The sequence below is a fragment of the Bradyrhizobium sp. 155 genome (assembly GCF_023101105.1).
Classification (GTDB): Bacteria; Pseudomonadota; Alphaproteobacteria; order Rhizobiales; family Xanthobacteraceae; genus Bradyrhizobium; species Bradyrhizobium canariense_D.
This window is the reverse complement of the sequence record NZ_CP064704.1, coordinates 4,734,343-4,760,266: the sequence shown is the minus strand read 5'-3', so window position 1 is coordinate 4,760,266 and position 25,924 is coordinate 4,734,343. Positions and strand designations below refer to the sequence as shown.

Sequence of the window (25,924 nt, the reverse complement as noted above, 5' to 3'; positions counted from 1 at the left end):
TGCCTTGGGGATCTCTTGGGGGATCTTCCGACAAAGGCATGGTTCAAGGGCGGCTACCATGATTGACTTTGGACGGCGGGGGGTATTCCCCCCGCCCGCGAATCTCTATCGAATACCACTTCTCCACATATCAGGACTCTGGACGGCCGGACGGCAGTGGGCGGAAGAGGCCGAAATGCGGACGCCGCAACTGATCGGCCGGGCAAAGGGCCTGATCGAAGCGTTGCGGCAACGGATATTCGCCGGTCGACCCCGACCGGTGGATCACTATGACGACTCGCAGTCAGAGTTGTCGGATTTCCTGCGGTCTTGCCGCCGGATTTTCTGGGCACTCGCGGCCTTCAGCGGGATGAGCAATCTGCTCATGCTCACCGGCTCGTTTTTCATGCTGCAAGTCTATGATCGGGTGCTGCCCGGACGCAGCATACCGACGCTGGTCGCCTTGATGGTTCTGGCCACGGTGCTTTACCTGTTTCAGGGCGGGCTCGACCTCGTCAGGAGCAGGATCAGCGCCCGGGTCGGCCGGTATCTCGACGAAAGTCTCGGCGTTCGCATCTTCGACGCGCTTGTTCGCTTGCCTTTGAAGACCAGAGCGGATGGCGACGGCCTGCAGCCGGTGCGGGACCTCGATCAGGTCCGCAGCTTCCTGTCGAGCGGAGGGCCGACGGCGCTCTTCGATCTACCCTGGATGCCGATCTATCTCGGCGTCTGCTTCCTCTTTCACTTCTGGATTGGCGTCACTGCGCTGGTCGGGGCACTGGTGCTGGTCGGCATTACCGTGCTCACGGAAACGCGCACCCGCGGCCCGGCAAAGGCGAGCTCGCGTCTCGCCGTTTCGCGAACTGCCCTCGCGCTCGAGGGGCGGCGCAATGCCGAAGTTCTGCAGGCCATGGGCATGCGGCTCCAGGCAGCCTTGCGTTGGCGGGATGTCAACGCGAAGTACCTCGCGGCCCATGAACGGGCCAGCGATGTCGCAAACGGACTCGGTGGTGCCTCCAAGGTTTTCCGGTCGATCTTGCAATCGCTGGTTCTTGCCGTTGGCGCCGTCCTCGTCATCAACCAGGAATCGACGGCCGGCATCATCATTGCCGGATCGATCCTCACCGCGCGGGCCTTGGCGCCCGTCGAAATGGCCATTGCGAACTGGAAGGGATTTGTCGCCGCGCGGCAATCGGGACAGCGGCTCGATCATTTGCTGAAGCTTCTGCCTCACGAGGAGGAGCGGTTGGCATTGCCTGCGCCTGTCGAAACCCTCACCGCCGAGAACCTCTATATCGGCGCACCGAACGCCGAAAGGGCAACCCTGAGCGAAGTGTCGTTCCAGCTGCGGAGCGGCCAGGCGGTCGGAATCATTGGTCCGAGCGGATCCGGCAAGTCGACGCTGACGCGTGCGCTGGTTGGTGTGTGGCCGTGCATTCGAGGCCGGATCCGGCTCGACAACGCGGCCCTCGATCACTGGTCGTCGGACGCCCTCGGCAAGCACATCGGTTATCTGCCCCAGGACGTGGAATTGTTCGACGGCAGCATTGCGATGAACATTGCGCGCTTCGACCCGCACGCAACCGCCGCCGCTGTTCTGGAAGCCTCCCATGCCGCGGGCGCCCACGACCTCGTCCTCTCCCTTCCGGACGGCTACAGCACGAAGATCGGCGAGGGAGGGCTGGCGCTGTCGGCGGGGCAGCGGCAGCGTATCGGGCTTGCGCGCGCCTTTTACGGCAAGCCTTTCCTGGTCGTGCTTGATGAACCCTCTTCCAATCTCGATGCCGAGGGCGAGGAAGCCTTGACCGAGGCGATCCTGAACGTGCGCCGCCGCGGCGGGATCGTCGCCGTTGTCGCGCATCGGCCGAAGGCGCTGGAAGGCGTGGACCATGTCTTGTGCCTCGGCGAAGGCAAGGTGCAGTCCTTCGGCAAGAGAGAGGAGGTCCTCAAGAGAGTGTTGCGGAATCCGGTGCCGCTCAAGGTCGTCGCGGAAGCTCAAGGAGGCGGCCGATGAACGCTCAGGTAGCGCCGGCGTTGCAGTCCATCCAGCGTTACATGATCGTTGGGATGATCATGTTCGCTCTGGTGACCTTTGGGGTCGGCGGCTGGGCGACGACGACCCAGTTGTCGGGCGCGGTGATCGCCCAGGGCGTGGTCGTGGTGGATTCGAGCGTCAAGAAGGTCCAGCACGCCACTGGCGGCATCGTCGGAGAGTTGCGCGTGCGGCAAGGCGACCGGGTCAATGCAGGGGACGTTTTGATCCGCCTCGACGAGACCCAGACGCTCGCCAATGCGACGATCGTCACCAACAGCATCGATGAGCTGTTCGCGCGACAGGCTCGTCTCGAGGCCGAGCGCGATGGAGCCGACCAGGTCGTGTTTCCCAAGGTGCTGCTCGATCGGGCCAAGGAGAGCAACTCCGAGGCCAATCGTGCAATCACCGCGGAGCGGAAGCTGTTCGAGCTGCGTCGTCAGGCGCGGAGCGGCCAAAAAGCGCAGTTGCAGGAGAAAGGCGCGCAGCTGGAGAACGAGATCAAGGGCTACACGGGCCAGACCGAGGCCAAGCAGAAGGAAGTCGAATTCATCCGCCAGGAGCTGGAGGGCGTGCGCAGCCTCTGGCAGAAGAATCTGGTGCCGATCACGCGCCTTAACGCTCTTGAGCGCGACTCAGCCCGCATCGAAGGCGAGCGCAGCCAGCTTGCGGGAATGATTGCTCAGTCGAAGGGCAAGATCTCGGAAATCGGACTCCAGATCATTCAAGTCGACCAGGACCTACGGACGGAAGTCGGCAAGGACCTGATCGAGACGCGCTCCAAACTCTCCGAACTGGGCGAGCGCAAAACCGCGGCGGTGGATCAATTGAATCGGATCGAGATCAGGGCTCCCCAATCCGGCCGCGTCCACGAGCTGAGCGTCCACACGGTCGGAGGTGTGATCTCTCCCGGCGAGCAGATCATGCTGATCGTGCCGGATGCGGACTCGCTTGCGGTCGAGGTCAAGATCGCACCGCGCGACATCGACCAGGTCTATGTGGGGCAGATCGCGACAATGAGGTTCGCAGCGTTCAACCAAAAGACCACGCCCGAAATCGACGGCCAGGTCAGCATGGTCTCGGCAGACATTACCCAGGATCAGCGCGCCGGCACGAGCTACTACACGGGCCGTGTCCTGCTGAAGCCGGCAGAGCTGGCGAAACTTGGGTCGGCCAAGCTCTTGCCCGGCATGCCGGTCGAGGTCTTCATCAAGACGGCTGGCCGGACCGCGCTGTCCTACCTGCTCAAGCCGCTGCAGGATCAGGCGGGTCGCGCGTTCAAAGAGCGCTGAGTCTTCGCGGAAGAAAGCAGCGCTCGACCGCCGCATTCGGCGCCGGCGCCCTATCCCTGGGCGCCGGCGTTGCGAACAAGCCTCTGAAAGCAGGGCTGGGCGGCCGGACGCGTCGGCAGCGGGCGTGCCCGACCGACGAAAGCGCATCACGCGCCGAGATAGAGTCTGGGGGCTGGTTTGAACGCTCCACCGCAGCGTTCTGGCGATGTCAGGTCGCCGCAGCAGATTTAGCGGGGCGAACGCGAACGTAGTGAGGCCGCCCCACCTCCTGATCAGCCGCAGCAGATCGCGCTGCTTTCGGCGGATCGGCCGTAACGGATGCCTGTTGCCCGTAGGCGAGACCACCGATCGCTCGAACGAGCGTCCGCTCAGAACATCCATTTGCCCGGCGTACAGGGTCATCGCGGCGACGAAGACAAGTATCGTAGCTTCAGCCCCCAGAATGACGAGCAACTCATCCTGCATGTGAAATCCGTCCTGCCCCCGGGAAGTGCGGTTTGAGGATTGGGCCTCGGTGATAATTAAATCAACAATCAAAATTATATGTGGCGTTAAGATGTTGGATGGTGCGCGGATGCGCGCGCATGTCCCGCACCATGCTTGACGGGCCATCCATCGGGACCCCCGAGCCGATCGGAACTTCTCGCTCCATTTCATTCACTTCGGCAGGCCGCGGGCATCCGGTAGCTGTCTGCGTGCGACATCTTCGCCGAGTTAATTCTTAACTTATTATTGCCAGTAAATTTAACTGGTATTAAATAATATAATACAGGCGGTTGATCGTTCCCACGACCGGGGCGGCCGCGCTGAGCAGTGAATCCGGGCTTGGTTTGGCGTTCGCAGGAGGATCGGCAGATGCAGCGAGCCTCGGGACCGGTCGTCGCGGCAGTCTTGGCTGTTATGATCGGAGGCGTTCAGTGGGCGGGTGCGGCATTGCTGACCGCACCAGGGACTCCGCAAGCGGCTCTTGCGCATATCGAGCGGGGACGCCCGACGCTTCCGCCCTTCAGCTATACGATGTTCTGCATGCGCTATGAGGCCGAGTGTCGCCCGCGGCGCTTCTTCCGCGGCGGGCCGGTCCGTTTGACCAAGGAACGATGGGCAGAGCTGAAAGCAGTCAATCGCGCCGTGAACCGCGCCATTGCTCCGCAGCCCAATGAACTCGGCCTTGCAGGTGAGCAGTGGATCGTTAACCCCGATCGCGGTGATTGCAACGACTACGCAGTGAGCAAGCGTCACGAGCTGCTGCAACGCGGCTGGCCCGCGCGGGCCCTGCTATTGAGCGAGGTGGTCACCAGTTCTGGAGACCATCACCTCGTGCTGGTGGTGCGCGCCAGGACCGGCGATCTGGTCCTCGATAATCTGGCGTCCGAGATCAAGTCCTGGTCGCAAGTGCCATATGGCTGGGTCCGGATGCAGATGCCGAGCAACAGCCGACTGTGGGCGACGATTGGCCGCCCGCGAGCATGACTCCTGTCATGTCGCCGGAATCATGCGGAACTGCGCCGGCGGGACGACCTGTCACAAGCATGCAAGTGCGGTGAGGGCATCGGCTCTGTCGTGCCCCACAGATCTATACAAGTCTCACAAGTGGGGCACCTTCTGCCGGCGCACTCATGGTCATGACGCCGCGAGGCCCACGTTGCCGGCGGCCGAGGGGTCCACCCAACGTCGGATCGTGCCGTCATATATATCGGCACCATAGACCCAACCGTCGGGCCCCTTCTGCATGTCCACAACGCCTGGCACGTTGTCCACCAACTGGACGCCTGCGACCTGCCGGTTCGCATCCAGCGTCGCGGCGAAAATCGTTCCATTGTAGACGTCGTCGAAGAACATCGTGTTCTGATTGTAGAAATCTCCCGCGGTGATCACATGGAAGCCGTCCGGTGCGCCGTGGCTGAGAGGCAGGATCGGGAACACCGCAGGCGGGTCGGACAAATTGTTGCGGTTGCCATTGTTGTAGAAGGTGATCGCCTGCGAGAGGTTCTGGTAGCTGGCGGTTTTGTTCGGACCTTCAAAGTAGGGCCATCCGAAGTTCGAGCCGGCAGGCCCCGTATTGAGCTCTTCCCAATTATTCCAGCCCACGTCTCCGAGCACAGGCAGATTCGTGACGGGATCGAAGCTGAAGCGGTACGCGTTGCGGACGCCGTAGTAGAACACTTTCGACTGATTGCTGTTTGGATCGCCGGCCTGATAGTACGGATTGCCCGGCGCTCCCTCGCCCGTGACAGGATCGATCCGCAACAGCTTGCCCGAGAGATTGTGGATGTCCTGGACCCGCACTGCGCGGGGATCGACGAAGTTGTACGATGTGCCATCCCCGACCGTCATATAGAGGTAGCCGTCGGGGCCGAAATGAACGGCGCCGATCGAATGCGAATCGCTGTCGGTCGCAAGATAGTCGCGGATGTTCTGGTTCTGGATGCCGGCTCTGTCCGGATCGTTGTCCTGCGCTCCTGTCTCGATCTGGCTGGCGGGAGCCGTGATCGTGGTGCCGTTGACGATCCCGGAGGGAACGATGCTGGGATCGCCGCCGCTGTTCGCGTCGGGACGGCTGGTATAGGCCCAGGTGCTGTTCTTGCCGACCAGCACCACTTCGCTGGCCGGATTGGCGATCATCGTGGTGGGGTCGACAGTAACCCTCACCAGACGACAAGGCCGGTTGCCGCCCTGATCGGCGGCAGCAAGGCCGCTCTGGCCCGCCGTCTCGGGCGGATCGTAGGTGTAGAGCAGGTAGACATAGTGGTTGCTTGCGAAATTCGGATTCACCGCGATCCCCAGCAGCCCGCGATCACCGAAATCATTGACCTCGCTCGAAAGGTCGATGAGCGGAGTCGATCGCAATGTGCCGTTGTCCACCACCCGCACCACGCCGTCCTTCTGCGCGACCAGCATGTAGCGGCCGTCGGGAGTCCAGTCCATCGCCGCAGGCTGGTTCAGGCCCGAGACGGCCGTCTCGCCCACGAGATTGCCGAGAGCGGGGTTGTCGTTGTCCAGGATCTTCACGGTCGTTGTCGCCTGAGCGCCAAGCGTGGCGCCCGTCGGATTGCTCAAGGTGATGGTGAAGGTCTCGTCGTTCTCCGGCGTCGCATCATTGATGATCGGCACCGAGATGGTCTGGCTCACCTGGCCGGCAGCAAAGGTCACCGTGCCGGATGTGGTCGTGTAGTCGGATCCTGCGAGTGCGCTGCCGCTGCTCGTCGTGAAGCCGGCCGTGGCTGCCTGACTGACGTTGCCGCTGCGGAGCAGCGTGATCGTCGCCGTCGGGCTGCTCTCCGCGACACTCATCACGACGTCCGCCATAGCGATCGAGGCGGGTGAGTCGTCGTCGACGATGGTTACGAGCACAGTGCGTGGAGCCCCGAGGGAGCCGGAGCCGGGATTTTGAAGGCCGATGGCGAACGTTTCGTTGCCTTCGGTCAGTTGATCGTTGACGATCGGGATGGTGAAGCTCTTCGTGCTCTCGCCCGGTGCGAAGACGATCTGGCCGGTGTTCGCCCGACCGTTGAAGGTGGGCTGGATGAAGTCCGATCCTGCCGTCGCGCTTCCGCCGGTGCCGATTTCGTTCGTCGTGTACTCGACGGTGTTCTGCGACGAGAGGTCGCCGGAGCGTGTGACGGTGACGGTGGCCGTGCCGGCCGCTTCACTGACATAGATCGTGGACGTGTTGAGGAGCGCGATGACGTTGGACGGGGCGAACACGACGTCGCGGAAGTAGTTTGCATTCTGATAGACGTTGGTCGGGAAGACGCCCTCGGTGTAGTCGAAGACGCCGGCGCCGACCGGGGCGTTCAGGCCCTGATTGCTCATGCCGAACGCGAAGCCCTGCGTGGTGGAGACGTAGTAGCTGTTGATATTGACCGAGACCACGTAGGTCGTGCCGGCCGCGATGGTGAGCGGCGTGGCGAGGGTCGCCTGCTGCCAGCCCGATGCGCCTTCATTGGTGAACGTGACGGTCGCCAGCTCCTGGCCCGTTGCCGACCAGATGTGGCCGATATGGGTGCCGGTCTCGTTCGAGGCCTTGTAGTACCGGATCGCCTGGATCGTGCCGGGCGTGTTGGCGGTGAAGCGCATTCCCAGCTCATAATCCGCCCCGGTCCCGTCGGTGGCATTGGTGTTGACCGGCGTCTGGGTGGTGAACAGGGTGGTCGTGGCGCTCGCAGCACCGACCGTTGCCGTGGCCGCACTGGTTGCGTTCTCGGCGGTGCCGAGCTGGTCGGTGTAGGTGGCATTGACCCGGATCCGCTTGCCGACCAGGCTGCTGTCCAGGGTGAGGCTCGAGGTCGTGGCGGACAGATTCGTCCAGGTGGTGCCGTCGGGGCTGCTCTGCCAGCGATAGGTGATGCTCGCCGGGACGCCGTCGGGATCCGCGACGCTGGCCGTCAGCATCTGGTTCTGGGTTGCCGTGCCGCTGATCGTGACGACGCCGACGTCGTTGACGTTGGCCACTTTCGTGGCGGTCGCGGCGCTCACCGGGGTCTCGCTGCTGCCCAGGGAGTCCGTGTAGACGGCGTTGACACGTATGAAGCTGCCGACCTGGGCCTGCGTGAGGGCCAGCGTGCTCGCCGTGGCGCCGGTGATGTTGGTCCACGTGGTGCCGTCCGTGCTTCGCTGCCACTGATAGGCGATGCTGCCCGGCACGCCATCGGCGTCGCTCACCGTCGCGGTCAAGGTCTGGTTCTGCGTCGGCGTCCCGCTGATGCTCACCGTGCCGGGGTGGTTGTTGGGGTTGGTCGCGCTCGCAGCGAACACGACGTCGCGGAAGTAGTTTGCATTCTGATAGACGTTGGTCGGGAAGACGCCCTCGGTGTAGTCGAAGACGCCGGCGCCGACCGGAGCATTGAGGCCACCATTGCTGATGCCGGACGCGAAGCCCTGCGTGGTGGAGACGTAGTAGCTGTTGATATTGACCGAGACCACGTAGGTCGTGCCGGCCGCGATGGTGAGCGGCGTGGCGAGGGTCGCCTGCTGCCAGCCCGATGCGCCTTCATTGGTGAACGTGACGGTCGCCAGCTCCTGGCCCGTTGCCGACCAGATGTGGCCGATATGGGTGCCGGTCTCGTTCGAGGCCTTGTAGTACCGGATCGCCTGGATCGTGCCGGGCGTGTTGGCGGTGAAGCGCATTCCCAGCTCATAATCCGCCCCGGTCCCGTCGGTGGCATTGGTGTTGACCGGCGTCTGGGTGGTGAACAGGGTGGTCGTGGCGCTCGCAGCACCGACCGTTGCCGTGGCCGCACTGGTTGCGTTCTCGGCGGTGCCGAGCTGGTCGGTGTAGGTGGCATTGACCCGGATCCGCTTGCCGACCAGGCTGCTGTCCAGGGTGAGGCTCGAGGTCGTGGCGGACAGATTCGTCCAGGTGGTGCCGTCGGGGCTGCTCTGCCAGCGATAGGTGATGCTCGCCGGGACGCCGTCGGGATCCGCGACGCTGGCCGTCAGCATCTGGTTCTGGGTTGCCGTGCCGCTGATCGTGACGACGCCGACGTCGTTGACGTTGGCCACTTTCGTGGCGGTCGCGGCGCTCACCGGGGTCTCGCTGCTGCCCAGGGAGTCCGTGTAGACGGCGTTGACACGTATGAAGCTGCCGACCTGGGCCTGCGTGAGGGCCAGCGTGCTCGCCGTCGCGCCGGTGATGTTGGTCCACGTGCTGCCGTCCGTGCTTCGCTGCCACTGATAGGCGATGCTGCCCGGCACGCCATCGGCGTCGCTCACCGTCGCGGTCAAGGTCTGGTTCTGCGTCGGCGTCCCGCTGATGCTCACCGTGCCGGGGTGGTTGTTGGGGTTGGTCGCGCTCGCAGCGAACACGACGTCGCGGAAGTAGTTTGCATTCTGATAGACGTTGGTCGGGAAGACGCCCTCGGTGTAGTCGAAGACGCCGGCGCCGACCGGAGCATTGAGGCCACCATTGCTGATGCCGGACGCGAAGCCCTGCGTGGTGGAGACGTAGTAGCTGTTGATATTGACCGAGACCACGTAGGTCGTGCCGGCCGCGATGGTGAGCGGCGTGGCAAGGGTCGCCTGCTGCCAGCCCGATGCGCCTTCATTGGTGAACGTGACAGTCGCCAGCTCCTGGCCCGTCGCCGACCAGATGTGGCCGACATGGGTGCCAGTCTCGTTCGAAGCCTTGTAGTATCGGATCGCCTGGATCGTGCCTGAAGCGTCCGCGGTGAAGCGCATTCCCAGCTCATAATCCGCCCCTGGCCCGTCGGTGGCATTGGTGATGGACGGCGTCTGGGTCGTGAACAAACTGGCCATTTTGTTCTCCCGCGCAAGTCGATTCCTGCACTTGGTGATTTCACGGAAGGCGAAGTTAAATGGTTTGATAATATACTTATTTGTCTCACCTTTTATTCCGTTTGTGAAGCAACCCGCGTGTGCACGGATGTCAACTTCTCTTGAAGGGTGTGTTCGCTGTTGGCCTCGGCGCATGAACAACGGCCTGGTGGGGCTTCCCGCTGGAGGTTTAGCGAAGCGGTACCGCGTACGCCGGCAGCTCGGGGCGCGAGACACTAAAAGCGGGTGGCGCACCGCGTATTCCCGCGTTCTACCTTCGCCGTCCAGCTCTTATGGCTCCATCCGTTTCGCGATCAGATCGGCGAACTCACCCAGGGTCCGCGCCGCCTCGACCTCGCCAACACGGAATCGTACGCGAAACTTCTGCTCGACGGCGATGACGAGCGAGATCTGCATGAGCGAATCCCACTCCTCGACGTCTGCCGCCGAGAGCTCGGGCTTGGCCGCGACCTTCTCGAGAAAGATTCCGTCGAATACCTCCTGCAACTTCGCCAGTACTTCAGCCTGCTTCATAAGCCCTCCGGGTTACGCGTATCTTTGTCGAATGCACCTGATACTTCCCCACTTCCAGCTCGAACTCTTTTCGGGCGGCGGAGTCTTCCGTACGCACGAAGCCAAACGCCTCGTAGATTCCGGCGACGATCCCGTTCTTGGCTGTCGGAAGATAGACGCCGCGCACCCTTGCGCAGCCGGCGAGCTCCGCAAGCCGGAAAATCTCATTCATGATCTCGTCCTCGACCTGGCGCTTGAGCACGCGGCAACTCATGAGGCAGGTGTCGAGCACGAGGACGCTGTCCTCGATCTTTGCGATGACCACGGAGATGAGGCCGGAATCACCGAACCGGTCCTCGAGCCGCATCGTGAAGCACCGGTAGTCCGGTCTGCTCAGGAGCCCCTGGATCTCGGCTTCGGATCGACGGGCCGTCGTCAGGTTGAACTGGTTGCTGCGCGCGATCAGCTGGGCAATGCGGGGCAGGTCGAGCGCGTCGAACTCCTTGATCGTAGCCCGCATCTCGAGCGAGGCGAGGTAGGCCGGCATGTCGGTCACGCTCGCCGCGAGCTCCGTACGTCGCCGTTCCTGCCTGTACTGCGCCGTCCGCCCGAGATCCTCCTCCGTGACGTTCCCCGGCTCGAAATGGCGTCCGGCCTGGAGGCGGCCGATGAACTCGGCGGGGTCCGGCCCGAGGAGCACGCCTTCGACCAGGGGCTGAAACTGGCGCACGATCTCGATCTCCGCCGGATTGTCGTCGGCGAAGACGAAGCTGTCGAGGCCGAGGTGCAGTTCATCCGCGATCCGCTGCAAATTATCGGACTTCGGGTCCCAATTGGCTTTGAAGGCCGCGAAATGCTCCAGGCGGAGAACCATCTCGGGATGCTTCTCGAAGACCTCGACCGCGCGCGCATGGTCGTTCTTGCTGCAGACCGCGAGCAGCACGCCGCGCTCGGAAAGCGCAAGGAGGTATTTCTGGAAGGCCTTGAAAGCTTCGCCGCGGGGCGAGGAGTCGCCGAGCTCGATTCCCTCGATGCCGTCCTCCGCGATCACACCGCCCCAGAGCGTGTGATCGAGATCGAGCACCAGCACCTTCTTAGGGCCTTGCTTACGGGAGGCGATCAAATGGCTGAGCTCTTGTGCGACATCCACCAGAAAATCAGGTGAGCCGAGCTGCTTCGATTCATACCACGCTCGCGCATCCTCAGCGGCCGTGATCCCTCGGCGTGCCGAGAGGAACTCGAGGTCGCAGATTTGCACCTCGGCTGGCGCCCGGAGCCCGAGCTCGAGGTTCACCGCTTTGCAGAAACTCCAATCGGCGCCAAGCGTGCGTGAACGGAACGAGCCGAGCCCGAGCTCGGCGGGCAGCGCAAGATTGGCGAGAATTACCGCCGCACCGGAACGTGCGATGAAGGTCCGCGCCAGATCGAGGAGGTGCTCCGCGGCGCCAACTGCAGCTTCGCGCTGGCTTTCCACGGCATCGAGCAGCGAGCCGGAAAACCGGCAGCGGCTTCCGTTCGGCAGAATGAAGGCGATATCCGGCTTGAAGGCGTACAGCGGGCTCGAGTCGTCGAGGACCTCCGAGACGAAATTATCGTACTCGCCGAGGAAGCGTTCGCACGCGACGCCGCGAACGGCCAGGAGATGTTCGACCAGTTCGTGCAACGGATAAAGGTTGTAGCCGCCGATCAAGGCAAGGCGGAGTCTTGGCTGGACACTCTCGGCCGCGTGCAGCTTGGCCTTTTTTCGAAGCGTCGACAGAAAAAACAGTTCGGAAAAGCTCGCCGCGTGCCGCGAGCGGGCGGCGAGATGCCCCCAGAACGCGGCATCGCCGGACAGCGCCATGGACTTGAGTTCGGCGTCATTCACGGGCCGGTCCGGCAAGACGGGTGCAGCAGCGAGAATAGCGGGTCTCCCCCAGCGAAGGCGGCATCATTTGATTGTCGGCCAAATTAAATCATGATAAAGGGTGGGTCAATTGAATTTATTTAAATTTGTTAATTGGGATGGCGTAGATAAATGACGGCGCATGCGGAACTGGGACCATCGAGCTCGGACACGCTTTTCACCAAGGCTGAGAACCTCAGGCGGCTTCCCGAAGGGAACAACCTGGTCCTCCGGGAGGTCCGGCTGGACGATTCGGCGCAAATCATCGCCTGGCGGAACGACCCCGTGCTCGGCAAGTTCATGACGCGAGAAAAGCTGACCTTGGCCCGGCAGGAAGAGTTTTTCCGAAGCTACCAGGGCAGGGCGGACGACTATTATTTCATTGCCGAGTTCAAGCGTTCGCGAAAACCGGCCGGCAGCATCGCGATTGCGAACCTGGATTTCGCAACGAAACGCGGCGAGGTGGCGCGGTTGATCGTCGATCCGGGCGCGCGGCTCTTTCTGGCCGAGATCTTCGATCTGCTGCTCGCGTTTGCGTTCGAGCAGCTGGGGCTTTCGGCCGTCGTAGCCAACGTGCAAAGCCGGAACGGGCCGGCGAAGAACTTCCATGTTCGCCTTGGATTCCAGATCGACGAGATTGCGCCGAACGCTTGGTGGAATGGCGACGACGTGATTACATTTCGGATGTCGCGTGAGGATTATCCGCGGTTAAAGCACGCCTGGTCGGCGCTGCTCCTCGATGCCAGGGAAAGTTAGCTTCCGCGCGGCTGGCCGGAAAGCGGCAGCGGTGCATCGCGCTTCCGGAGGCGACGGATTTCACGCCCGAACTGGGTGTTGTCTGTCCCCGAGGGCACCTCGCGGACAGCGCGTGGACCATGGACACTTGTGTCTTGGCGCGCTGGCAGGGGAAAGAGGACTGACAGATGGAGTTGCATTTTCATCATTTGGGAATGGCCTGCCGAAACATCGCAGCGGAGTTGCCGGAGCTCGCGACGACTGGCTACCGTCCTGAAGGACCAATCTTCGAGGACCCGATCCAGCAGGTTCGGATTCAGTTCGTGTCGGGCGGCGGTCCGCGCCTGGAACTCATCGAGCCGGCCAGCCCACAATCGCCCGTGGCGGGCGTTCTGAAGCGCGGCAGCAAATTCTATCATCTTGCTTACGAAGTGGCCCGCTTCGACGACGCGATCGCTCACTTCAGGGAGCGGCAGTATCTTCCCGTATCGTCACCCGCCCCCGCCGTCGCGTTCGACATGCGTCGCATCGTGTTTCTCGCCTCCGCGACGCTCACGCTCATCGAGCTCATCGAGGCGGGGAGCTAGCGTGAATTGGCGACAGCTCGATCGGCGGCTGAGCGACGATTTGCGCGAATCCGTCGGACGAAACTGGTCTGCTGCGCCGAACCCATTCAGCAGCGCGGAGGCCGCCTGCCTGCAGTCTCACGACCGGTTCAGGGCCGATCTCCGACAGGAGAATGCCCATGTGCCCCGGCGCCGGAGACGCCGTCGGCCAAACGCCCAATCCAATTGCTGACAATACGGTCCGATCCATATCGCCCCAGAACTGCACGACAATGGCACCAGGGGGCGCGCAAGCAGCGAGGTGCGTCGCTTCCGGCGAACCGATGCGAGGCTCAGCCGTCGGTCGGAGCGCGACGATGATTGCGTCCCACTCGTCGCGATACATCGCCTGGACGTGGTGGAAGATGTCCACGCTCGCTCCAGAGCTCGCGAGACCGGCGCGGAGCGAGCTGACAAATTCGTTGTCGCACAGCACGGCAATGCGATTCTTGTAAACGGATAGACCGCAATCGTGCAGTTGCTTCACGCACAGTGGACCGAGAAACGAGAAGACATCGACCGACGGGTGGCGTTCGTTCACGCCGACAATGGGAATTCCGCGCCGTAAGCACGCTTCCATGTCGAGATCCTTGGCGCGAAATTCCCAGGCCTCAAACATCAAGGCGATGACGGCCTGCCTCGGTAACTCATCAATCAGCGCAGCGGTCAGAGGCCGAAGATGGCCGCTGTTGGTTAAAATATCCGTTTGATGGAGGATATCCGGGGTGATCTTCTCCAAGACATCGATGCGATCGGCCACGCCGACCGAATCTGCAAGCTCCATGGTCTGCTGCCTGGCGTCAGCTGGTGTGCCGTGCCGCGTAGGTCTGGTGAAGGCATAGACGTGCCTGGCTCCGGCCATCGCTGCGAGGACGGCCGTTACGGCATACGCGCCGGTGGCAGCCTCGGTGAGGACCGTTAGTTCCGAAAGGTCCAGGAGAGTTTGCGTAAGAGCTCGGCTCATCAGGGCTCCCAGGCGCGGCACTGAGAACCCTGGTCGCAAGGCACCGGACCGCAATTGCCTGAATGCTGCTCCGGCCTCGGTTCCGGTCATAAATGCCTCTCGCTTCCGCTATTTGGAAATGGCGGTGCTTTGGTGCGCGGTACGTGTCGCTGTCCTGGGCTCGTTACGCGCTGAATAGGCTTATGAGTTAATTCCAAACTGATAAATTTACTTTAAGATTATAGTGGATCTAATTTTAGAATGTCAAACGCGCGGACACCTGACCCTATTATTCCCGAGAAGGGAAGGACGTGGCCCGCTCCTTGATGGGACGCAGTCTCGTACCTTGGTGCGCGTCGTGTCTCCGTGCATGGCCGCCCGCGAATGCAACATTGCCACAGGTAGGCTGGATTTTCATTGACCGATGATTGCAGGATCACGCCGATGAGCCGCCTCGTTACCGACAGTGAAGGCCGGCGTGAGTTCTTGAAGATCTGTGGAAGATTTGCCGCCCTGACCCGCCGGTGATGACCTTGTTGCTTTCCACCTCTCTGAACTCGGCGGCCATTGCCGGTTCGAGCGGATAAATTGTGCAAGGCAACAATGGCAGGGCAACGGGCAGCGGGGACGGCAGTCCCAACAGCAAGGAGGATGGCGACCGGTGAAGGTGGCGCCGACCGCCATATGCGATCGCCCGCCAGCGCCCGCACCCCGTGGCTAGCCAATCTGGCGGCGCTTTTGCCCGGATGAGCGGTCGATCAACAGGTCGTTCAGCTTCTTGCCGGCGCGAAGCTGCGCCTTCAGCCATCGGGGGCTGCTTGCCGCGGCCGGCGGTCCGGCCTATCGTCCAGGCTATGGTGGCTATGGTTATGGTTCCATCGGTCGCGTCGCTACGACCGGTCTTGGTGAAGCCAGCTTCTGTGCGCGCGGTCTAGTTCTTTGCCTGAGAGCGAAACGGTGGCCAGTTCATACTGACGCGGCCGTGTTAGCAATTGGTGTGCCTCGCCGATCGCGCGGAAGGTTCGCGCCCGGTTCAAGCTGGAGGGAGTTCATTCTAGGCAGAAGCGATCGGTGGTCGCCGGTCAAGAACCTCAGCCAAGTTGCGCTCGGCTCCGAGGTTGGCGGGTTGTCGGCGATGATCCACGATAGAGTGCCACATCTGCACGCTACGAATGGGTCTCGTTGTGCCTCTGAAATTCCGACGAAAAGCCGATGGTTGAGGAGTTGCTTCAGCCGAGCTTGAGAGCGTCGCGGACGAAACTGGCGAGATTGCCGTCCCGAAACAAGAGGCCTCGAATGCCCGCGGCGTGCGCCGCCTCCGTGTTGCGTTCCTGTTCGCCGATCAAGAGGCTGCGGTCGGCCGCGACGGGAAAACGCTTAATCAGATCGATGATCATGCCGGGCCAGGCTTGCGTCGGTCGCTGTCCCGCCGATACCGCTCGACGAGGGCCTGCGGATACTCGGGACAGTCAATGCATCGATATGCGCGCCCGCTGCGGCGAGCTCCTCCGTCATCCAGCGCTGAAGGGTGTGCACGTCGCTTTCCTCATAAAGGCCCGGGGGCGACGCCGGATTGGTAGCCTAGCGCATTCACGAGCTTGACGAGCTTCGCGGGCGCCCTCGATCCATTTGGACTTACTGATCTCGATGAGATAGCCCACACCGCGATTGAGGACACCGTCGCGGTCGCCCGGCGCGTCAATATCGTCGTCATGGGTCCACCACAATCTCTGCCGCCCTTGTTCATCGTCACGCCGGCGGCCTGTCAAGCCTGCCGCGCTGCTCAGCGGGATGTTTCGCTACGCTGACTCACTCAGCATCTTGTCGCTCACAGCTTGCGTCCAGTCCTCGCCATCGGGCCAGCTACGCAGCACCAAAGTCATTCGCTCGGAAGACAGGAGTCATCGTCAGTTGCCTTCGCCGTTCGCGCCAGCGATGTCCTTTGATCTAATTGCAGTACAGCGAGCGTTCAAGTTATGTTGCATTCGGAGCTTGAAGTAGTACGCGCGCGTCCTGCGCTTTCTAGCAGCCGTCCTATCGTGCGCGCTTCTTATGCGTGACCCGTATCGGATCTAGAAACGACGACCAAATCTAGCGCGGCCGGCGCATCGGTCCACCTAGGCGCTGGTTCCTGATCTCGCGAAGCAGCAGTATGCGCTTGGTTTGTGCGGCGTTGAGCAGCCCCTCGAACAGGACCAGGACCTCGCGCGCCTGCACGTAGACTTCGGTGGTGATGGCGAGTTGATCAAAGCCATGAGTCGCAAGTCGCGCGTCGATCTCGGTCGCAGCGATGGGATCGCAGCGCCAGCTCAACGCATTTTGCAGCGTGTGGAACTCGGCCTCCGCTTCGAAGTCGGGATCGATCCCGAGCATGTCGACGCGCCGCAGCGCCGTCTCCACCGCCTTTTGGCGATAGGTCTCAAGCAATTTATGCCGCAACATGCGGTAGCGCTGGATGTCCCAGGACAGCTCGGCGACATCGATCGCGAGCAGCCATTCGATGGCGGATTGCGGGGCAAGGTCGGCAAAGATCGCCTGCCGGAGTGCGTGGTAGTGTTCGAGCTGTTCGCCCGACAGCAGCTGGGGCGGCGGCGCCAAAGCCTCAAACTCGACCGGCAGCGCCGTGTTGGTGAGCTCGCGCGTGGTTTGGAACAGACCGTTCATCCGGCGGCCTCCGACCCCAGGTTGGCGGCAAGCGGCGCGGCCGTGACGGCGGTCTCAGCCGCAACGTGGACCGGGCTCGCGGCCCACAGGTCGTGCGCGACCGGCAACGGCGCGATCTGCAGGTTCGCCCACCACGCCCGCTCGTTGCCGTGCCGGTGCAGCTCGTGGTGATGGATGCGGCACAACGGTACGGTGAACTCATCGCTGACCTTGCGGCCGAGCGCCCGGGCCTGGGCGAATTTCAGATGATGGGCATCGCATGGGGTTTGCTGGCACACCAGACAGGGCTGTTCGCGGACAAATAACAGGTGCGCCTTGCTGCGCTTGCGCGGCGGTTCCTTGGGATGGGCGAGCCCGACCTCAGGCAGCGCCGGCTGCAGCGCGGCCTCGGCGAGCGGCGCGGGCAGGCTTGGCTCACAATCCCGGGCAGCCGATTGGTCGGGACGCGCGACGTCCTCCAGCTTGGCCTGATAGGCGGCCTCGACGTCTCGCGCGTCGGCCTCCAGCAGGGTATTTTTGCGCGGCAGGCTGGCCTTGGCCCAGGCGAGCAGGTCCGCGCTGGCGGTCAAGGATGCGAGCTGCTGTAAGAGCTGGTCGCGGAGCTCGGCTGACTGCGGCAGCGCCAGCAGCGGTGCACGGTTGAGAAGGCCCTTGGCTGGCTTGGGCGTCGCGCCCGGAGCTGCTTGTGGCCCAGCTGCCGGCGGGCCGGTCACCGCATCCGGGGCGTCCAGATCATCCTCGCCGGCAATCCCGACCAGCGCGAACAGGGCATAGCGTCGGGCGTAGGTCAGCGCCGCCCCCATCCGGTGCGGCGCCTCGACGTCCCTTGCGGCGCAGACCGGCCAGTCCGAGGAGATCCACTCGCCGGAGGAGTGGGCGAGCAGGGTGGTGAGATGGACGTGGCCGGTCGATTCCTCGACCCGGGTGGTCTGGATGGTGGCGATCTCCTGCCGGCTCAAGGTCTTGCGCACGATGTCGAGGCCGCTCGCCAGGGAGGCGTAACGAAAGGTGCGGTCGTCGTCGCGAAGAAACGGCGGGCGGATCATCCCGGTCAGGGTTTTTTCCGGGTTGGTCAGTTCGGCTTGGGCGCGGGCCAAGGCCGCTGCGATCGCCCCGATCTGCTCACTGGCCTGGTGCATGGACGGCCTCCATCTCCACCGGATCAAAGCTGATCGCGCCGGCCTTGGAGCGCTTGGCGCGAATGCCGTGGCCAAACGCCTCCTTGGCGTCCTCGGGCAGCAGCTTCTTGAGCGTAAGCGCGATTTTCTCCGCACGATGACGCCCGCGCTTTTGACGGATGGCCTTCGTATCGAGGGCGGCATCTGACCCGTTCAGGCAGCGGCGGTTTTGGGGAAGTTGAAGGGCAGCAGGTCGGTGATATCGGCGTCGTCGGCGCGCTGAGGCAATTCGGTGAGCACGTGGCGCAACCAGGCTAACGGCTCGACGCGTGAGGCGCGGCAGGTCAGCATCAGACTGTAGACGACGGCACTGGCCCTGGCTCCCTCGACGGTGTCGCTGAACAGCCAGCTCTTTCTGCCAGTGGCAAAGATTCTGATATCGCGCTCCAGGAGATTGTTGTCGATCGGCATCCTGCCGTCTTGCGTGTAGCGCGTCAGATATGACCATTGGTTCAGAGTGTAGGATACGGCATCGCCAAGCTTGCTGTCGGGCAAGACCTTCGGGGCGATTTGATCGAGCCATTCCTTGAGGGCGTTCAGGACGGGAATGCTGTGTTGCTGGCGGAAGCGGCGAATGCATTGATCTGGCGTTTCGCCTCTGTCTGGTTTTTCGTCCCGCGCCTGCCTTTCAACCCGGTAAAGCTGTTCGAAGAACCGCAGCGCCTGCTCTGGCGGGCCGCCGCCCTTCTTCCTCGCCTTGAGGGCATCGACAAAGCGCCGTCGGGAGTGGGCCATGCATCCAATGTGGGTGGTCCCTTCCAGCGTGCGCCATGCGGTATAGCCGTCACTCATCACGATGCCACGGTAATCGCCGAGGAAGGCCTGCGGGTGGATCTGGCCGCGGCCCGGCTGATAATCCAGAAGAACGATGGGCTCGTGACTGCCCTGGCCGCTGCGATAAGCCCACATGTACGATGTGCTGGTGGCTTTTTTGTCCTTCTCCTTGAGGACCTGAACCGTCGTCTCGTCGCCATGGATGAGAGGTTGCAGTCTGAGCCGCAGCTTCAGGGCGTCTGAGATGCGATGCAGATGCTTCTCGCTCGAGCCGATCACCCAGTGACCCAAAGCGCCGCGGCTGACAGGAACACCTGCGCGTTCGAAGGCCTGCGCCAGACGGTAGAGCGGCGTGCCATCGACATATTTGTGAACCAGCGCGAACGCCAGCGTTGAGGCCGTGGCAACGCTGCCCGGCAAGGGCTGCGTCGGCATCGGCGCGGTCACGACAGGGGCATTGATCCCGGTGCGATCGCAATGGCGGCACCCATATTTGAAGCGCACATTCTGTAAAACCTTCGCCTTCACCTCGATATGAAGTTGCTCGGTGACAGTCTCGCCCATGCGATGCATCTGGCCACGGCAGCAAGGACACGCCTTCTGATCGTCGGGCAGGTCATACTCGACCCGCTCACGCGGCAGGTTCGCCGGCAGCGGTCTGCGGCCGCGCTTCTTTCCCGTTGTGCTTTCGACGGGTGGCAAGCCCGTGTCCGGAAGTTCGGCGATATTGTCCGTTTCGCTGCCGGCATCATCCTCGTCGGCGGCCTGCTCGGCTTCATTGAACAGACGGTCGACGTGCTTTTCGCTGCGCGGCGCAAAACGATGCAGGCGTGCCAGCGCCAGTTCTTCCTCGAGCCTGACGACGCGCTCCGTGAGCTGACGATTCTCCACCTGCAGCGCAGCAATGCGCGCCAACAGCGCTTCGACACTCGGTTCGCCGGTTCGATTCATCGGATTCTTGAATCTGAACCGTACCGACGCGTCAACCGCTCAAGTCGAGAGCTCAGCCGGCAACCTGATATTGCCGCACCGGATGGCGGACCATCGCATCGATATCGATGCCGTCAAGGATCCAGTGCAATTGCTCGGTCGTCAGCGTGACGACCGCCTCCTGGCGGCGCGGCCATCGGAACTTGTCCTCGGTCAGCCGCTTCAGGACCAGCACAAAGCCGGACCGGTCGAAGAACAGCAACTTCATCCGGTCGCAACGGCGATTGCAGAACGCAAAAACCGCCGGAGCGAACGGATCGAGCGCCATCGTCTCCTGGACCAGAACCGCAAGGCTGTTGATGCCAGCCCGGAAGTCGATCGGCTCACGGTGCAGATAGACCTGCAGGTCACCGCCCAGTCTGAACATGGCCCAGGGCTCCGATGATCGCCGTCAATGCATCCACATCGCCGCATTCCAGCGCGACCTTCACGCCGTTCGGCAGCGACGCGCTCACTTTGGCCGGAGAACAAAAAGCTGTAGTCCCCTTGGGTTCCGACCCGCGCACTTCATCGCAAGCCGCCGGCAAACCCACCATCGCCACGCTGCTCCCCCGCGACAGGGCGCGATCGGAAGCCCCCTCAAGTTGAACCGGGATGAACGCCGATGGGGGAGACCGCGGGACAGACCTGGTCGCGGTGTGCTTCTTGATCCATTTCCGAAGCAGGTTCGCGTTGACCCCGTGTTCGAGCGCAAGTCTCAATACCGAAACGCCAGGCTCAAGACAACTCGCGACAAGACGCTCCTTCGATGCCGCCTCGTAGCGCCGGCGACCGTTCCGACCAACAAGCCTGACCCGCAGTTTCTGATCATCGTCTGCCATCACAAGGTGTCCACCTATTTTGGTGGACACCTCATGCATCAGAGCACTCAAAAGCAAAAGGTGCAGGGAAATTCGCGCTTACTCTTGAGCTCGGCCTTGGCCAGTTCGTGCTCGGCATGGGCCTCGCGGGTGCGCAGATAGGTCGCCGCGCATGCGGCCCACAGATTGGACGCGCTCATGTCGACGACCTTGACGGCGGCGGGCCGCGGACGTGGGGTCTCGATCCCAAACAGGAGCGGCGGCTCGCCGCTCTGCACGCAGCGCCAGAACTTCTTTTCCGCCGTGAGCAGCAGGTGCTGGTAGAGCGGGTCGGCATGCACCGTGAGCTCGACCCATTTGCCGCCGCCGGTGATGATCGAAAGCACGGCCACGCGCGCCGCGACCACCCACATGTTGTGCTGCAGCTGCGCCATGTGTTTCTCGGCCGCCACCTCTTCGCTAAAGGCCCAGGGCAGCATGAACTTAGCCTCGAACACCGCGCCGGTCGGCGCGACCATGCCGTCCAGCGTGGCCGCCATCCAGGCATGGACGGGGTGCCGCACCCGCTTCTGGACGTCGGTGATCGCGTGACCGGTGGCGCTCTGGTACCAGCTGCGGTTGAGTTCTTCGGTGGCGATGCCGAGCTGAACGATCAGGTTGCGCGACAAATCTTGCGGCGGGATCTCGCCGCGCTTTTCCTGCCACAGGCGCATGAGCTCGTCCTGGTCGTTGCCCATGATGATCCGGGCGTCCGAGCCGCCGATAAAGGCGCGGCGGTCGTGGCGGTTGAACGTGAGTACGGAGTGGGGCGCCGCGGCGCCGTCAGCTGAAATCGGGGTCACCGGTCTCTCCTGGGTTTTGGCAAACGCGGCTTGCGCCGCACCACCAAAAGCCCCGCACCGGCGAGGAGAAAGACCGGGGCCAACGGTCAAGGCCCGTCCAATTAGTAACGCTCCTTTTGCGCGGGAATGCCAGTCCTTTCTGCAGCGAATTTGCTGCCCTTTTGGGCTGAAAATCCTTGAGATGTGGGCGTTGGAGCAAGGTTTCCGGTGCCGAAACCTGCCCCCGTCGAGGAGTTCGGAGATGGCGTCAATTCGCCAAAGTGAAGCCAATCGCAGCAACGCGGGACTCAGGATCAGGTCACGCCCGATGTGGCGATGGCGCTTGCGGTCCAAGCTCGCGCTGCTGCGCATCCGCAGCCTCCGCCACGACCTGTTAGCCACGCTGATTGAACTGGCCGGTCCCGGCCGGCGTGAAACGCCTTAATAATCTCGAGGGCTATGAGCGGGCGGCATTGGCGAAACACAAGCGCGCACTCGGGCCCTTCGACCAAGCGAGTGAGAGGGCACGCGAGCAAATTGGCTTCGCTCCGGAATTTCCGGCTCGCGCCAGGCTTTTGCCAGAAGGCCTCCTACGTACTAATTAAAGCTGTGAGCATAGCATGGGGCGCCACGTGCAGCGCCGAGTGATGCTATCTACCTGGTCGTCGCGTTTGTTCCTCGTGACGCGATGACCAGAGGAGACTCGATTGATGATTGCGCTGTACCTTTCCTAGCACGTTCCAAAACCCGAAACAGGGTTGGCTCGCCTCGTCACAAGTGCTCGGAGTTGTTCTTTTTAAAAAGCAATGCATGCCTGACATCGGACTTACACAGCTGCAACTTCTGGTGCGGGGCTCTCCCGCCTAGCGCGTGCGATGACAGCGCCCATGATGCGGCGCCAAACAGAGCCCTCATCGCCTTGCCGATGACAGTTTTATTTGGCCCCGGCTTGGGGGCGGCTGAGAACAGGAGTCGTCGTACTGATCCAGATCGCCAAGCAGCGCGTCTGAATTGACGCCGCCTCTAACATCGGCAGCGGATTCGGGAATCGCCCCATTGAGCGCGCGCGACGCGTTGTCGGCAGAGTGGAAGCGCGTTCCTCCGTTGCAAACACTTGGTCGAATGCCAACGTTACGCCGGTGCCGCGAACGCCAGCGGAGATGGAGCACCAATCCCCGATCTGCAAATCTCCACCTGAACCGTCCAGAATACATTCTGGTCCCATCCAGGTATTTCGTCCGACATTGACGCGCCCCAGAACGAGTACGTTGTTGTACATCGTGCTACCCTCTCCAAAGCCATAAGCTGCGGGGATCCCTGTTCAGCGTGCGTCCATTCCCTGGTCACATCAGAAATTTCCCTGTTATGGATTTGCGCATCCAGTGCCGCAATAACTTGGCCGTAGCGGCGTTTTCGTAGTTTCCTTGGCCAATAGCCCCCCGCGGCATGGGATTTCCCTGTAGAATTCCCTGTTCGCAGGGAATTTGGGCCACGTACTTTTCGCAAACGCAACGCTAGTTGCCGTGGACCGATGCGGAAGGTGGCAATTAAAATGGTTAAACTAACATATTTAACTTGAGGGGAGATAATTGAAGTCTATGTTGGAAGCGGGCTGGATTGTAGCAGGACGAGCCGATGACCAAACTCGATACGGAAGGCGATGATCGTCGTGAATTCTTGAAGGCCTGCGGAAAATTCGCTGCTGTTACCCCTCCGACAGTGACGCTGTTGCTGTCCACCTCTCTTACGTCAACCGCGATAGCCAGTTCAGGCGGTCATATTGTTCATGGCAACAATGGCTACGGCAACGGCGGCGGTGACGGCAGTCCGAACAATAAAGAGGATCGCGATCGCTAGATGTTGCTGTGGACAGCCGCGCCATAGCAGTGTCTACGGCGTCGCGACCGTCGCGGGGCTCAACCGGTGCGGCGGCGCTTGTGGCTGGATGAACGGTTGATCAACAAATCGTTCAGCTTCTTGCCGGCTCGGAGCTGCGCCTTCAGCCAGCGGGGTTGCTTGCCACGACCGGACCAGGTCTCGGACGGGTTTTTCGGATTTTGGTACTTCGGCAGCACGGGCGGGTAGGGGCGGCGCGCACGTTCCCCGTTGGGGGCCCCGGAAGTTCCCTCGATCCTGCGAAGCCGCTCTTCGAGCTTGGCTTTTTCCGCAATCATTCTCCGACTAAGAACAGTCGTCACTTCATCGTAAAGCCGCCACAGCTCAGCTGTGGTCGCGGATGCCCACTCTTCGTTCCCCATGGAAGCCGTCCCCACTACTTCCGATTTGAAATAGGAGGGGGGCTTATCAGGTCGAAGCCCCGTCGGGCAAGCCTGATCGGCCCGCGCACAGAACTCTAGTGTGCAGTGCGGTACTTCTTGGCGCTACCAGCCGGGCCTGTGCCTTCGACCGGCCGGTCGCCTCCCAGCCGGTCTCCGCCGGCGGACCCTTCGCATCGGGCCGAGCAAGCGCTGCTCGGCCATCGACACGCGACTACGTAAATTCTGCAATTCGGTGAATTGAACGATCAGAGATTCATGCGTTTGCCGCAAAACAGCCGAAGAATACATATGACCACCTACTCATTACCAGCGATGTCCCGTGACCGCAGATTGAAGTTTGCCGGGTTAGCGAAAATGTCGCCCGAACTTTGCTGACCAGGTTTTCATCGGTGCTACTGCCGAAGCAGAGCCGTTATCGTTCGCGACGTCTGATTAATGGTCGGAAAATTTCCACTCCTCATATTGATGTTGGATGAATAGTATTACTTTTTGAGCCTCCTCTTCGTGTTATGGGGCGAGGCTTTCAGCTGCCTCGCTCCGGTCAAGTTTGTCGAATGTTAGATTCGAATCGTGAATGTGACTATATATCGTTCGTAATAAGTGGTCGGTGATGAGCTTGATGGCGGTTAACCAATCCTGACAGGCAGCCACATACTGGACCGCCAGATCTGCGGGAGAGTTTTGCAGATCATAGCCAGGAGAGAAGGCGCTGTTTTGTAGATGAATCGACTGCTTCGGATTTTCCATGGAGGACCGCAATCCTACGGTGCTGCACGCATTCTCAAAGCGAGTTACAGTGGTGTGGCCATCATGCGTTGCCGATCGCCGTGACGAATTGACAGTGCGGCATTTTGGCAGAACGGATTGTTGTGCTTCCCGCGCGTCTTGAGGTGAATGCAGGAATAAAAACTGCCGCGCGGGGTATCAGGAATAGGCAGGGGAAGCATGCGCCGCATCAGAGTCGTCATCGCGGATCGGCACCCGATCGTCTTGCAGGGGATCAGCAGCGTCCTTGCGGCGCAGCGCGATTTCGCGATCGTGGCCGCCTGCGGCGATACTGCAAGCTGCATTGGGGCCATCCGACTTTTGGTGCCCGACATTGCACTGGTCGATATTGCAATGCCCAGTATCAGTCGACCTGACATTCTGGCTATCGCAAACACCGCTGGCCAAGGTACCCGGGTCATTTTCTTCGCTGAAAAGGCCGGCGATCAAAGGTCGCAGACGCTGGCCGCGGGCCGCGCCTGCCTCGTCCTCACGAGGGATGCTGAGCCGGAGATGCTGGTCGCGACCCTGAGGAAGGTTGCGGAACGCCAGGGGCCGGCATCGCGGTCGCCGTGCACAGGTGGCGAGGTCCGTGGGGAGTCTCACATCGGTGAGGAAAAGGCTCCGACGCAGCTGACCGACCGGGAACGGCAGATCATGAGACTTGTATCGGAGGGGCTGTCGAACAAGGAGATTGGGCGTTTCCTGAACATTACCGATGGTACGATCAAAGTCCACCTTCACCACATCTTCCAGAAGCTCGATATCAGCAATCGAACAGTTCTCGCGGCATTTGCAATTTCGCAAAACGGGCAACATGCGGCCGCACGTGAACTCGCCCCTTCCGGCCTACTACAGCAGGATTCGTCGGTTCGAAACGACGAGGACGTCAAGCGTAGCAGTGTCCTTCCGGAACGTACGCGTTAGCTGGACATCGCATCATGCTGGGCGGTGAGCATCGGTTGCGGCGCGCAGATGCTCGGCCATGTTGCGGCAGGCTCCTTCGGCCTCAGCCAATGTTCGGAAGGGCGACCCGCTGATCTTGATCGCGCCGTTGTTCTCGTAGAGTGGTCGCCAACTCGCCAGGTACCCGAAGCGTCCGTGAAAGCCTGGACCGGTAGGGCTCTCCAGGCTGATCACAAACGAGAAGCCATCGCCGCTCGCGCTCCAGATCTCCATGTTTTCGATTGGCCGGTGAAATTGCAGTGGCATGGCAATCATCCGTCGTGCGCTGCTCTTGACCCAGCTAATCAGATATATGCATATTAAATATTAATTTGATACTCTCGATTGGGGCTCCGGCAACGGGCTAGCAAGCCCGAAAGGCCATGGAAATGCTGGCAGTCCGCCGGCGGCGCACGCCTCGCAATCTCCATTTTTCAAACAAAATTTTGGT

Annotated in this window: 20 protein-coding genes and 2 pseudogenes; 7 read left to right on the top strand and 15 right to left on the bottom strand. The window is 61.9% G+C overall.

The window, feature by feature from the left end; genetic code table 11:
* Positions 1-175 precede the first annotated feature (175 nt).
* From IVA93_RS23315 to IVA93_RS23305, 3 genes are all read left to right on the top strand, one after another.
* Entirely contained in the window at positions 176-1,993 is a 1,818-nt protein-coding gene (locus IVA93_RS23315) for a type I secretion system permease/ATPase (protein ID WP_247369081.1), read from the top strand.
* Positions 1,990-3,303 carry an HlyD family type I secretion periplasmic adaptor subunit gene (locus IVA93_RS23310; RefSeq protein ID WP_247369082.1) on the top strand — a complete coding sequence of 438 codons (1,314 nt, stop codon included), beginning with the start codon at positions 1,990-1,992 and terminating at the stop codon, positions 3,301-3,303. Before IVA93_RS23315 ends, IVA93_RS23310 begins: the two co-directional genes overlap by 4 nt.
* A gap of 855 nt (positions 3,304-4,158) precedes the next feature.
* Positions 4,159-4,773 carry a transglutaminase-like cysteine peptidase gene (locus tag IVA93_RS23305; RefSeq protein WP_247369083.1) on the top strand — a complete coding sequence of 205 codons (615 nt, stop codon included), beginning with the start codon at positions 4,159-4,161 and terminating at the stop codon, positions 4,771-4,773.
* A gap of 150 nt (positions 4,774-4,923) precedes the next feature.
* Here IVA93_RS23305 and IVA93_RS23300 read toward each other — a convergent pair whose 3' ends face one another.
* The 3 genes from IVA93_RS23300 to IVA93_RS23290 all read right to left on the bottom strand — a co-directional run bounded on the left by IVA93_RS23300 (position 4,924) and on the right by IVA93_RS23290 (position 11,956).
* Positions 4,924-9,558: a DUF4082 domain-containing protein gene (locus IVA93_RS23300; RefSeq protein WP_247789240.1), complete on the bottom strand. Its 4,635-nt coding sequence runs from the start codon at positions 9,556-9,558 to the stop codon at positions 4,924-4,926.
* A gap of 309 nt (positions 9,559-9,867) precedes the next feature.
* Positions 9,868-10,110 carry an acyl carrier protein gene (locus tag IVA93_RS23295; RefSeq protein ID WP_247369087.1) on the bottom strand — a complete coding sequence of 81 codons (243 nt, stop codon included), beginning with the start codon at positions 10,108-10,110 and terminating at the stop codon, positions 9,868-9,870.
* Positions 10,097-11,956 (bottom strand): HAD-IIIC family phosphatase, encoded by a 1,860-nt coding sequence (locus IVA93_RS23290; RefSeq protein WP_247485104.1) that lies wholly within the window; start codon positions 11,954-11,956, stop codon positions 10,097-10,099. The genes IVA93_RS23295 and IVA93_RS23290 overlap by 14 nt, the downstream gene beginning before the upstream one ends.
* 150 nt (positions 11,957-12,106) lie before the next feature.
* Here IVA93_RS23290 and IVA93_RS23285 point away from each other — a divergent pair, with 150 nt between their 5' ends.
* Both IVA93_RS23285 and IVA93_RS23280 read left to right on the top strand, forming a co-directional pair.
* Positions 12,107-12,730, top strand: a complete 624-nt coding sequence (locus tag IVA93_RS23285; protein WP_247485106.1) for a GNAT family N-acetyltransferase — start codon at positions 12,107-12,109, stop codon at positions 12,728-12,730.
* Between the two features lie 167 nt (positions 12,731-12,897).
* A complete protein-coding gene (locus IVA93_RS23280) occupies positions 12,898-13,296 on the top strand; it encodes a VOC family protein (RefSeq protein WP_247369097.1) in 399 nt (132 codons plus the stop codon).
* Here the strand turns inward: IVA93_RS23280 and IVA93_RS23275 are convergent.
* The 9 genes and pseudogenes from IVA93_RS23275 to IVA93_RS23235 form a co-directional block, all read right to left on the bottom strand.
* Positions 13,277-14,278 (bottom strand): hypothetical protein, encoded by a 1,002-nt coding sequence (locus IVA93_RS23275; RefSeq protein WP_247369099.1) that lies wholly within the window; start codon positions 14,276-14,278, stop codon positions 13,277-13,279. The two genes, IVA93_RS23280 and IVA93_RS23275, sit on opposite strands and share 20 nt — an antisense overlap.
* A 1,208-nt stretch (positions 14,279-15,486) precedes the next feature.
* Positions 15,487-15,654, bottom strand: coding sequence for an HAD family hydrolase (locus IVA93_RS23270; protein WP_247369101.1), 168 nt, complete (start codon positions 15,652-15,654; stop codon positions 15,487-15,489).
* A gap of 694 nt (positions 15,655-16,348) precedes the next feature.
* Positions 16,349-16,921 carry a hypothetical protein gene (locus tag IVA93_RS23265; protein ID WP_247369104.1) on the bottom strand — a complete coding sequence of 191 codons (573 nt, stop codon included), beginning with the start codon at positions 16,919-16,921 and terminating at the stop codon, positions 16,349-16,351.
* Positions 16,918-18,060, bottom strand: coding sequence for an ERF family protein (locus tag IVA93_RS23260; RefSeq protein ID WP_247369105.1), 1,143 nt, complete (start codon positions 18,058-18,060; stop codon positions 16,918-16,920). Before IVA93_RS23260 ends, IVA93_RS23265 begins: the two co-directional genes overlap by 4 nt.
* A pseudogene (locus tag IVA93_RS23255) lies at positions 18,044-18,178 on the bottom strand (YqaJ viral recombinase family protein); the annotation flags it as partial. The pseudogene IVA93_RS23255 and the gene IVA93_RS23260, both read right to left, overlap by 17 nt.
* Before the next feature lie 74 nt (positions 18,179-18,252).
* Complete coding sequence (tnpC, locus tag IVA93_RS23250; protein ID WP_247384585.1) at positions 18,253-19,824, bottom strand: IS66 family transposase; 1,572 nt, start codon at positions 19,822-19,824, stop codon at positions 18,253-18,255.
* Positions 19,825-19,876: 52 nt separating this feature from the next.
* Positions 19,877-20,230: an IS66 family insertion sequence element accessory protein TnpB gene (gene tnpB / locus IVA93_RS23245; RefSeq protein WP_148750250.1), complete on the bottom strand. Its 354-nt coding sequence runs from the start codon at positions 20,228-20,230 to the stop codon at positions 19,877-19,879.
* The gene (gene tnpA, locus IVA93_RS23240; protein WP_247789239.1) at positions 20,211-20,684 is read right to left on the bottom strand and encodes an IS66-like element accessory protein TnpA; all 474 of its coding nucleotides are present in this window, start codon (positions 20,682-20,684) and stop codon (positions 20,211-20,213) included. The genes tnpB and tnpA overlap by 20 nt, the downstream gene beginning before the upstream one ends.
* An 83-nt stretch (positions 20,685-20,767) precedes the next feature.
* Positions 20,768-21,496, bottom strand: a pseudogene (locus tag IVA93_RS23235) (YqaJ viral recombinase family protein); the annotation flags it as partial.
* A gap of 1,623 nt (positions 21,497-23,119) precedes the next feature.
* Here IVA93_RS23235 and IVA93_RS23230 point away from each other — a divergent pair.
* Positions 23,120-23,341 carry a hypothetical protein gene (locus tag IVA93_RS23230; protein WP_247369109.1) on the top strand — a complete coding sequence of 74 codons (222 nt, stop codon included), beginning with the start codon at positions 23,120-23,122 and terminating at the stop codon, positions 23,339-23,341.
* A gap of 59 nt (positions 23,342-23,400) precedes the next feature.
* Here the strand turns inward: IVA93_RS23230 and IVA93_RS23225 are convergent, their stop codons facing one another.
* Both IVA93_RS23225 and IVA93_RS23220 read right to left on the bottom strand, forming a co-directional pair.
* Complete coding sequence (locus IVA93_RS23225) at positions 23,401-23,742, bottom strand: H-NS histone family protein (RefSeq protein WP_085358730.1); 342 nt, start codon at positions 23,740-23,742, stop codon at positions 23,401-23,403.
* Between the two features lie 528 nt (positions 23,743-24,270).
* Positions 24,271-24,510 carry a hypothetical protein gene (locus IVA93_RS23220; RefSeq protein WP_085358732.1) on the bottom strand — a complete coding sequence of 80 codons (240 nt, stop codon included), beginning with the start codon at positions 24,508-24,510 and terminating at the stop codon, positions 24,271-24,273.
* 198 nt (positions 24,511-24,708) lie between these two features.
* Here IVA93_RS23220 and IVA93_RS23215 point away from each other — a divergent pair, with 198 nt between their 5' ends.
* Positions 24,709-25,455, top strand: coding sequence for a response regulator transcription factor (locus IVA93_RS23215; RefSeq protein WP_247369111.1), 747 nt, complete (start codon positions 24,709-24,711; stop codon positions 25,453-25,455).
* A 12-nt stretch (positions 25,456-25,467) separates the two neighbouring features.
* Here IVA93_RS23215 and IVA93_RS23210 read toward each other — a convergent pair whose 3' ends face one another.
* A complete protein-coding gene (locus tag IVA93_RS23210; protein WP_162847239.1) occupies positions 25,468-25,740 on the bottom strand; it encodes a hypothetical protein in 273 nt (90 codons plus the stop codon).
* Positions 25,741-25,924: the final 184 nt, after the last annotated feature.

Excerpts from the sequence above, each read along its gene's own strand:
- IVA93_RS23265 (WP_247369104.1), bottom strand. The coding sequence starts at position 16,921 with ATGAACGGTCTGTTCCAAACCACGCGCGAGCTCACCAACACGGCGCTG.
- tnpB (WP_148750250.1), bottom strand. The coding sequence starts at position 20,230 with ATGTTCAGACTGGGCGGTGACCTGCAGGTCTATCTGCACCGTGAGCCG.
- tnpC (WP_247384585.1), bottom strand. The coding sequence starts at position 19,824 with ATGAATCGAACCGGCGAACCGAGTGTCGAAGCGCTGTTGGCGCGCATT.
- IVA93_RS23305 (WP_247369083.1), top strand. The coding sequence starts at position 4,159 with ATGCAGCGAGCCTCGGGACCGGTCGTCGCGGCAGTCTTGGCTGTTATG.
- IVA93_RS23300 (WP_247789240.1), bottom strand. The coding sequence starts at position 9,558 with ATGGCCAGTTTGTTCACGACCCAGACGCCGTCCATCACCAATGCCACC.
- IVA93_RS23310 (WP_247369082.1), top strand. The coding sequence starts at position 1,990 with ATGAACGCTCAGGTAGCGCCGGCGTTGCAGTCCATCCAGCGTTACATG.
- IVA93_RS23295 (WP_247369087.1), bottom strand. The coding sequence starts at position 10,110 with ATGAAGCAGGCTGAAGTACTGGCGAAGTTGCAGGAGGTATTCGACGGA.
- IVA93_RS23275 (WP_247369099.1), bottom strand. The coding sequence starts at position 14,278 with ATGAGCCGAGCTCTTACGCAAACTCTCCTGGACCTTTCGGAACTAACG.
- IVA93_RS23270 (WP_247369101.1), bottom strand. The coding sequence starts at position 15,654 with ATGATCATCGATCTGATTAAGCGTTTTCCCGTCGCGGCCGACCGCAGC.
- IVA93_RS23220 (WP_085358732.1), bottom strand. The coding sequence starts at position 24,510 with ATGGAAAATCCGAAGCAGTCGATTCATCTACAAAACAGCGCCTTCTCT.
- IVA93_RS23225 (WP_085358730.1), bottom strand. The coding sequence starts at position 23,742 with ATGGGGAACGAAGAGTGGGCATCCGCGACCACAGCTGAGCTGTGGCGG.
- IVA93_RS23280 (WP_247369097.1), top strand. The coding sequence starts at position 12,898 with ATGGAGTTGCATTTTCATCATTTGGGAATGGCCTGCCGAAACATCGCA.
- IVA93_RS23285 (WP_247485106.1), top strand. The coding sequence starts at position 12,107 with ATGACGGCGCATGCGGAACTGGGACCATCGAGCTCGGACACGCTTTTC.
- IVA93_RS23210 (WP_162847239.1), bottom strand. The coding sequence starts at position 25,740 with ATGCCACTGCAATTTCACCGGCCAATCGAAAACATGGAGATCTGGAGC.
- IVA93_RS23260 (WP_247369105.1), bottom strand. The coding sequence starts at position 18,060 with ATGCACCAGGCCAGTGAGCAGATCGGGGCGATCGCAGCGGCCTTGGCC.
- IVA93_RS23215 (WP_247369111.1), top strand. The coding sequence starts at position 24,709 with ATGCGCCGCATCAGAGTCGTCATCGCGGATCGGCACCCGATCGTCTTG.
- tnpA (WP_247789239.1), bottom strand. The coding sequence starts at position 20,684 with ATGGCAGACGATGATCAGAAACTGCGGGTCAGGCTTGTTGGTCGGAAC.
- IVA93_RS23230 (WP_247369109.1), top strand. The coding sequence starts at position 23,120 with ATGACCAAACTCGATACGGAAGGCGATGATCGTCGTGAATTCTTGAAG.
- IVA93_RS23315 (WP_247369081.1), top strand. The coding sequence starts at position 176 with ATGCGGACGCCGCAACTGATCGGCCGGGCAAAGGGCCTGATCGAAGCG.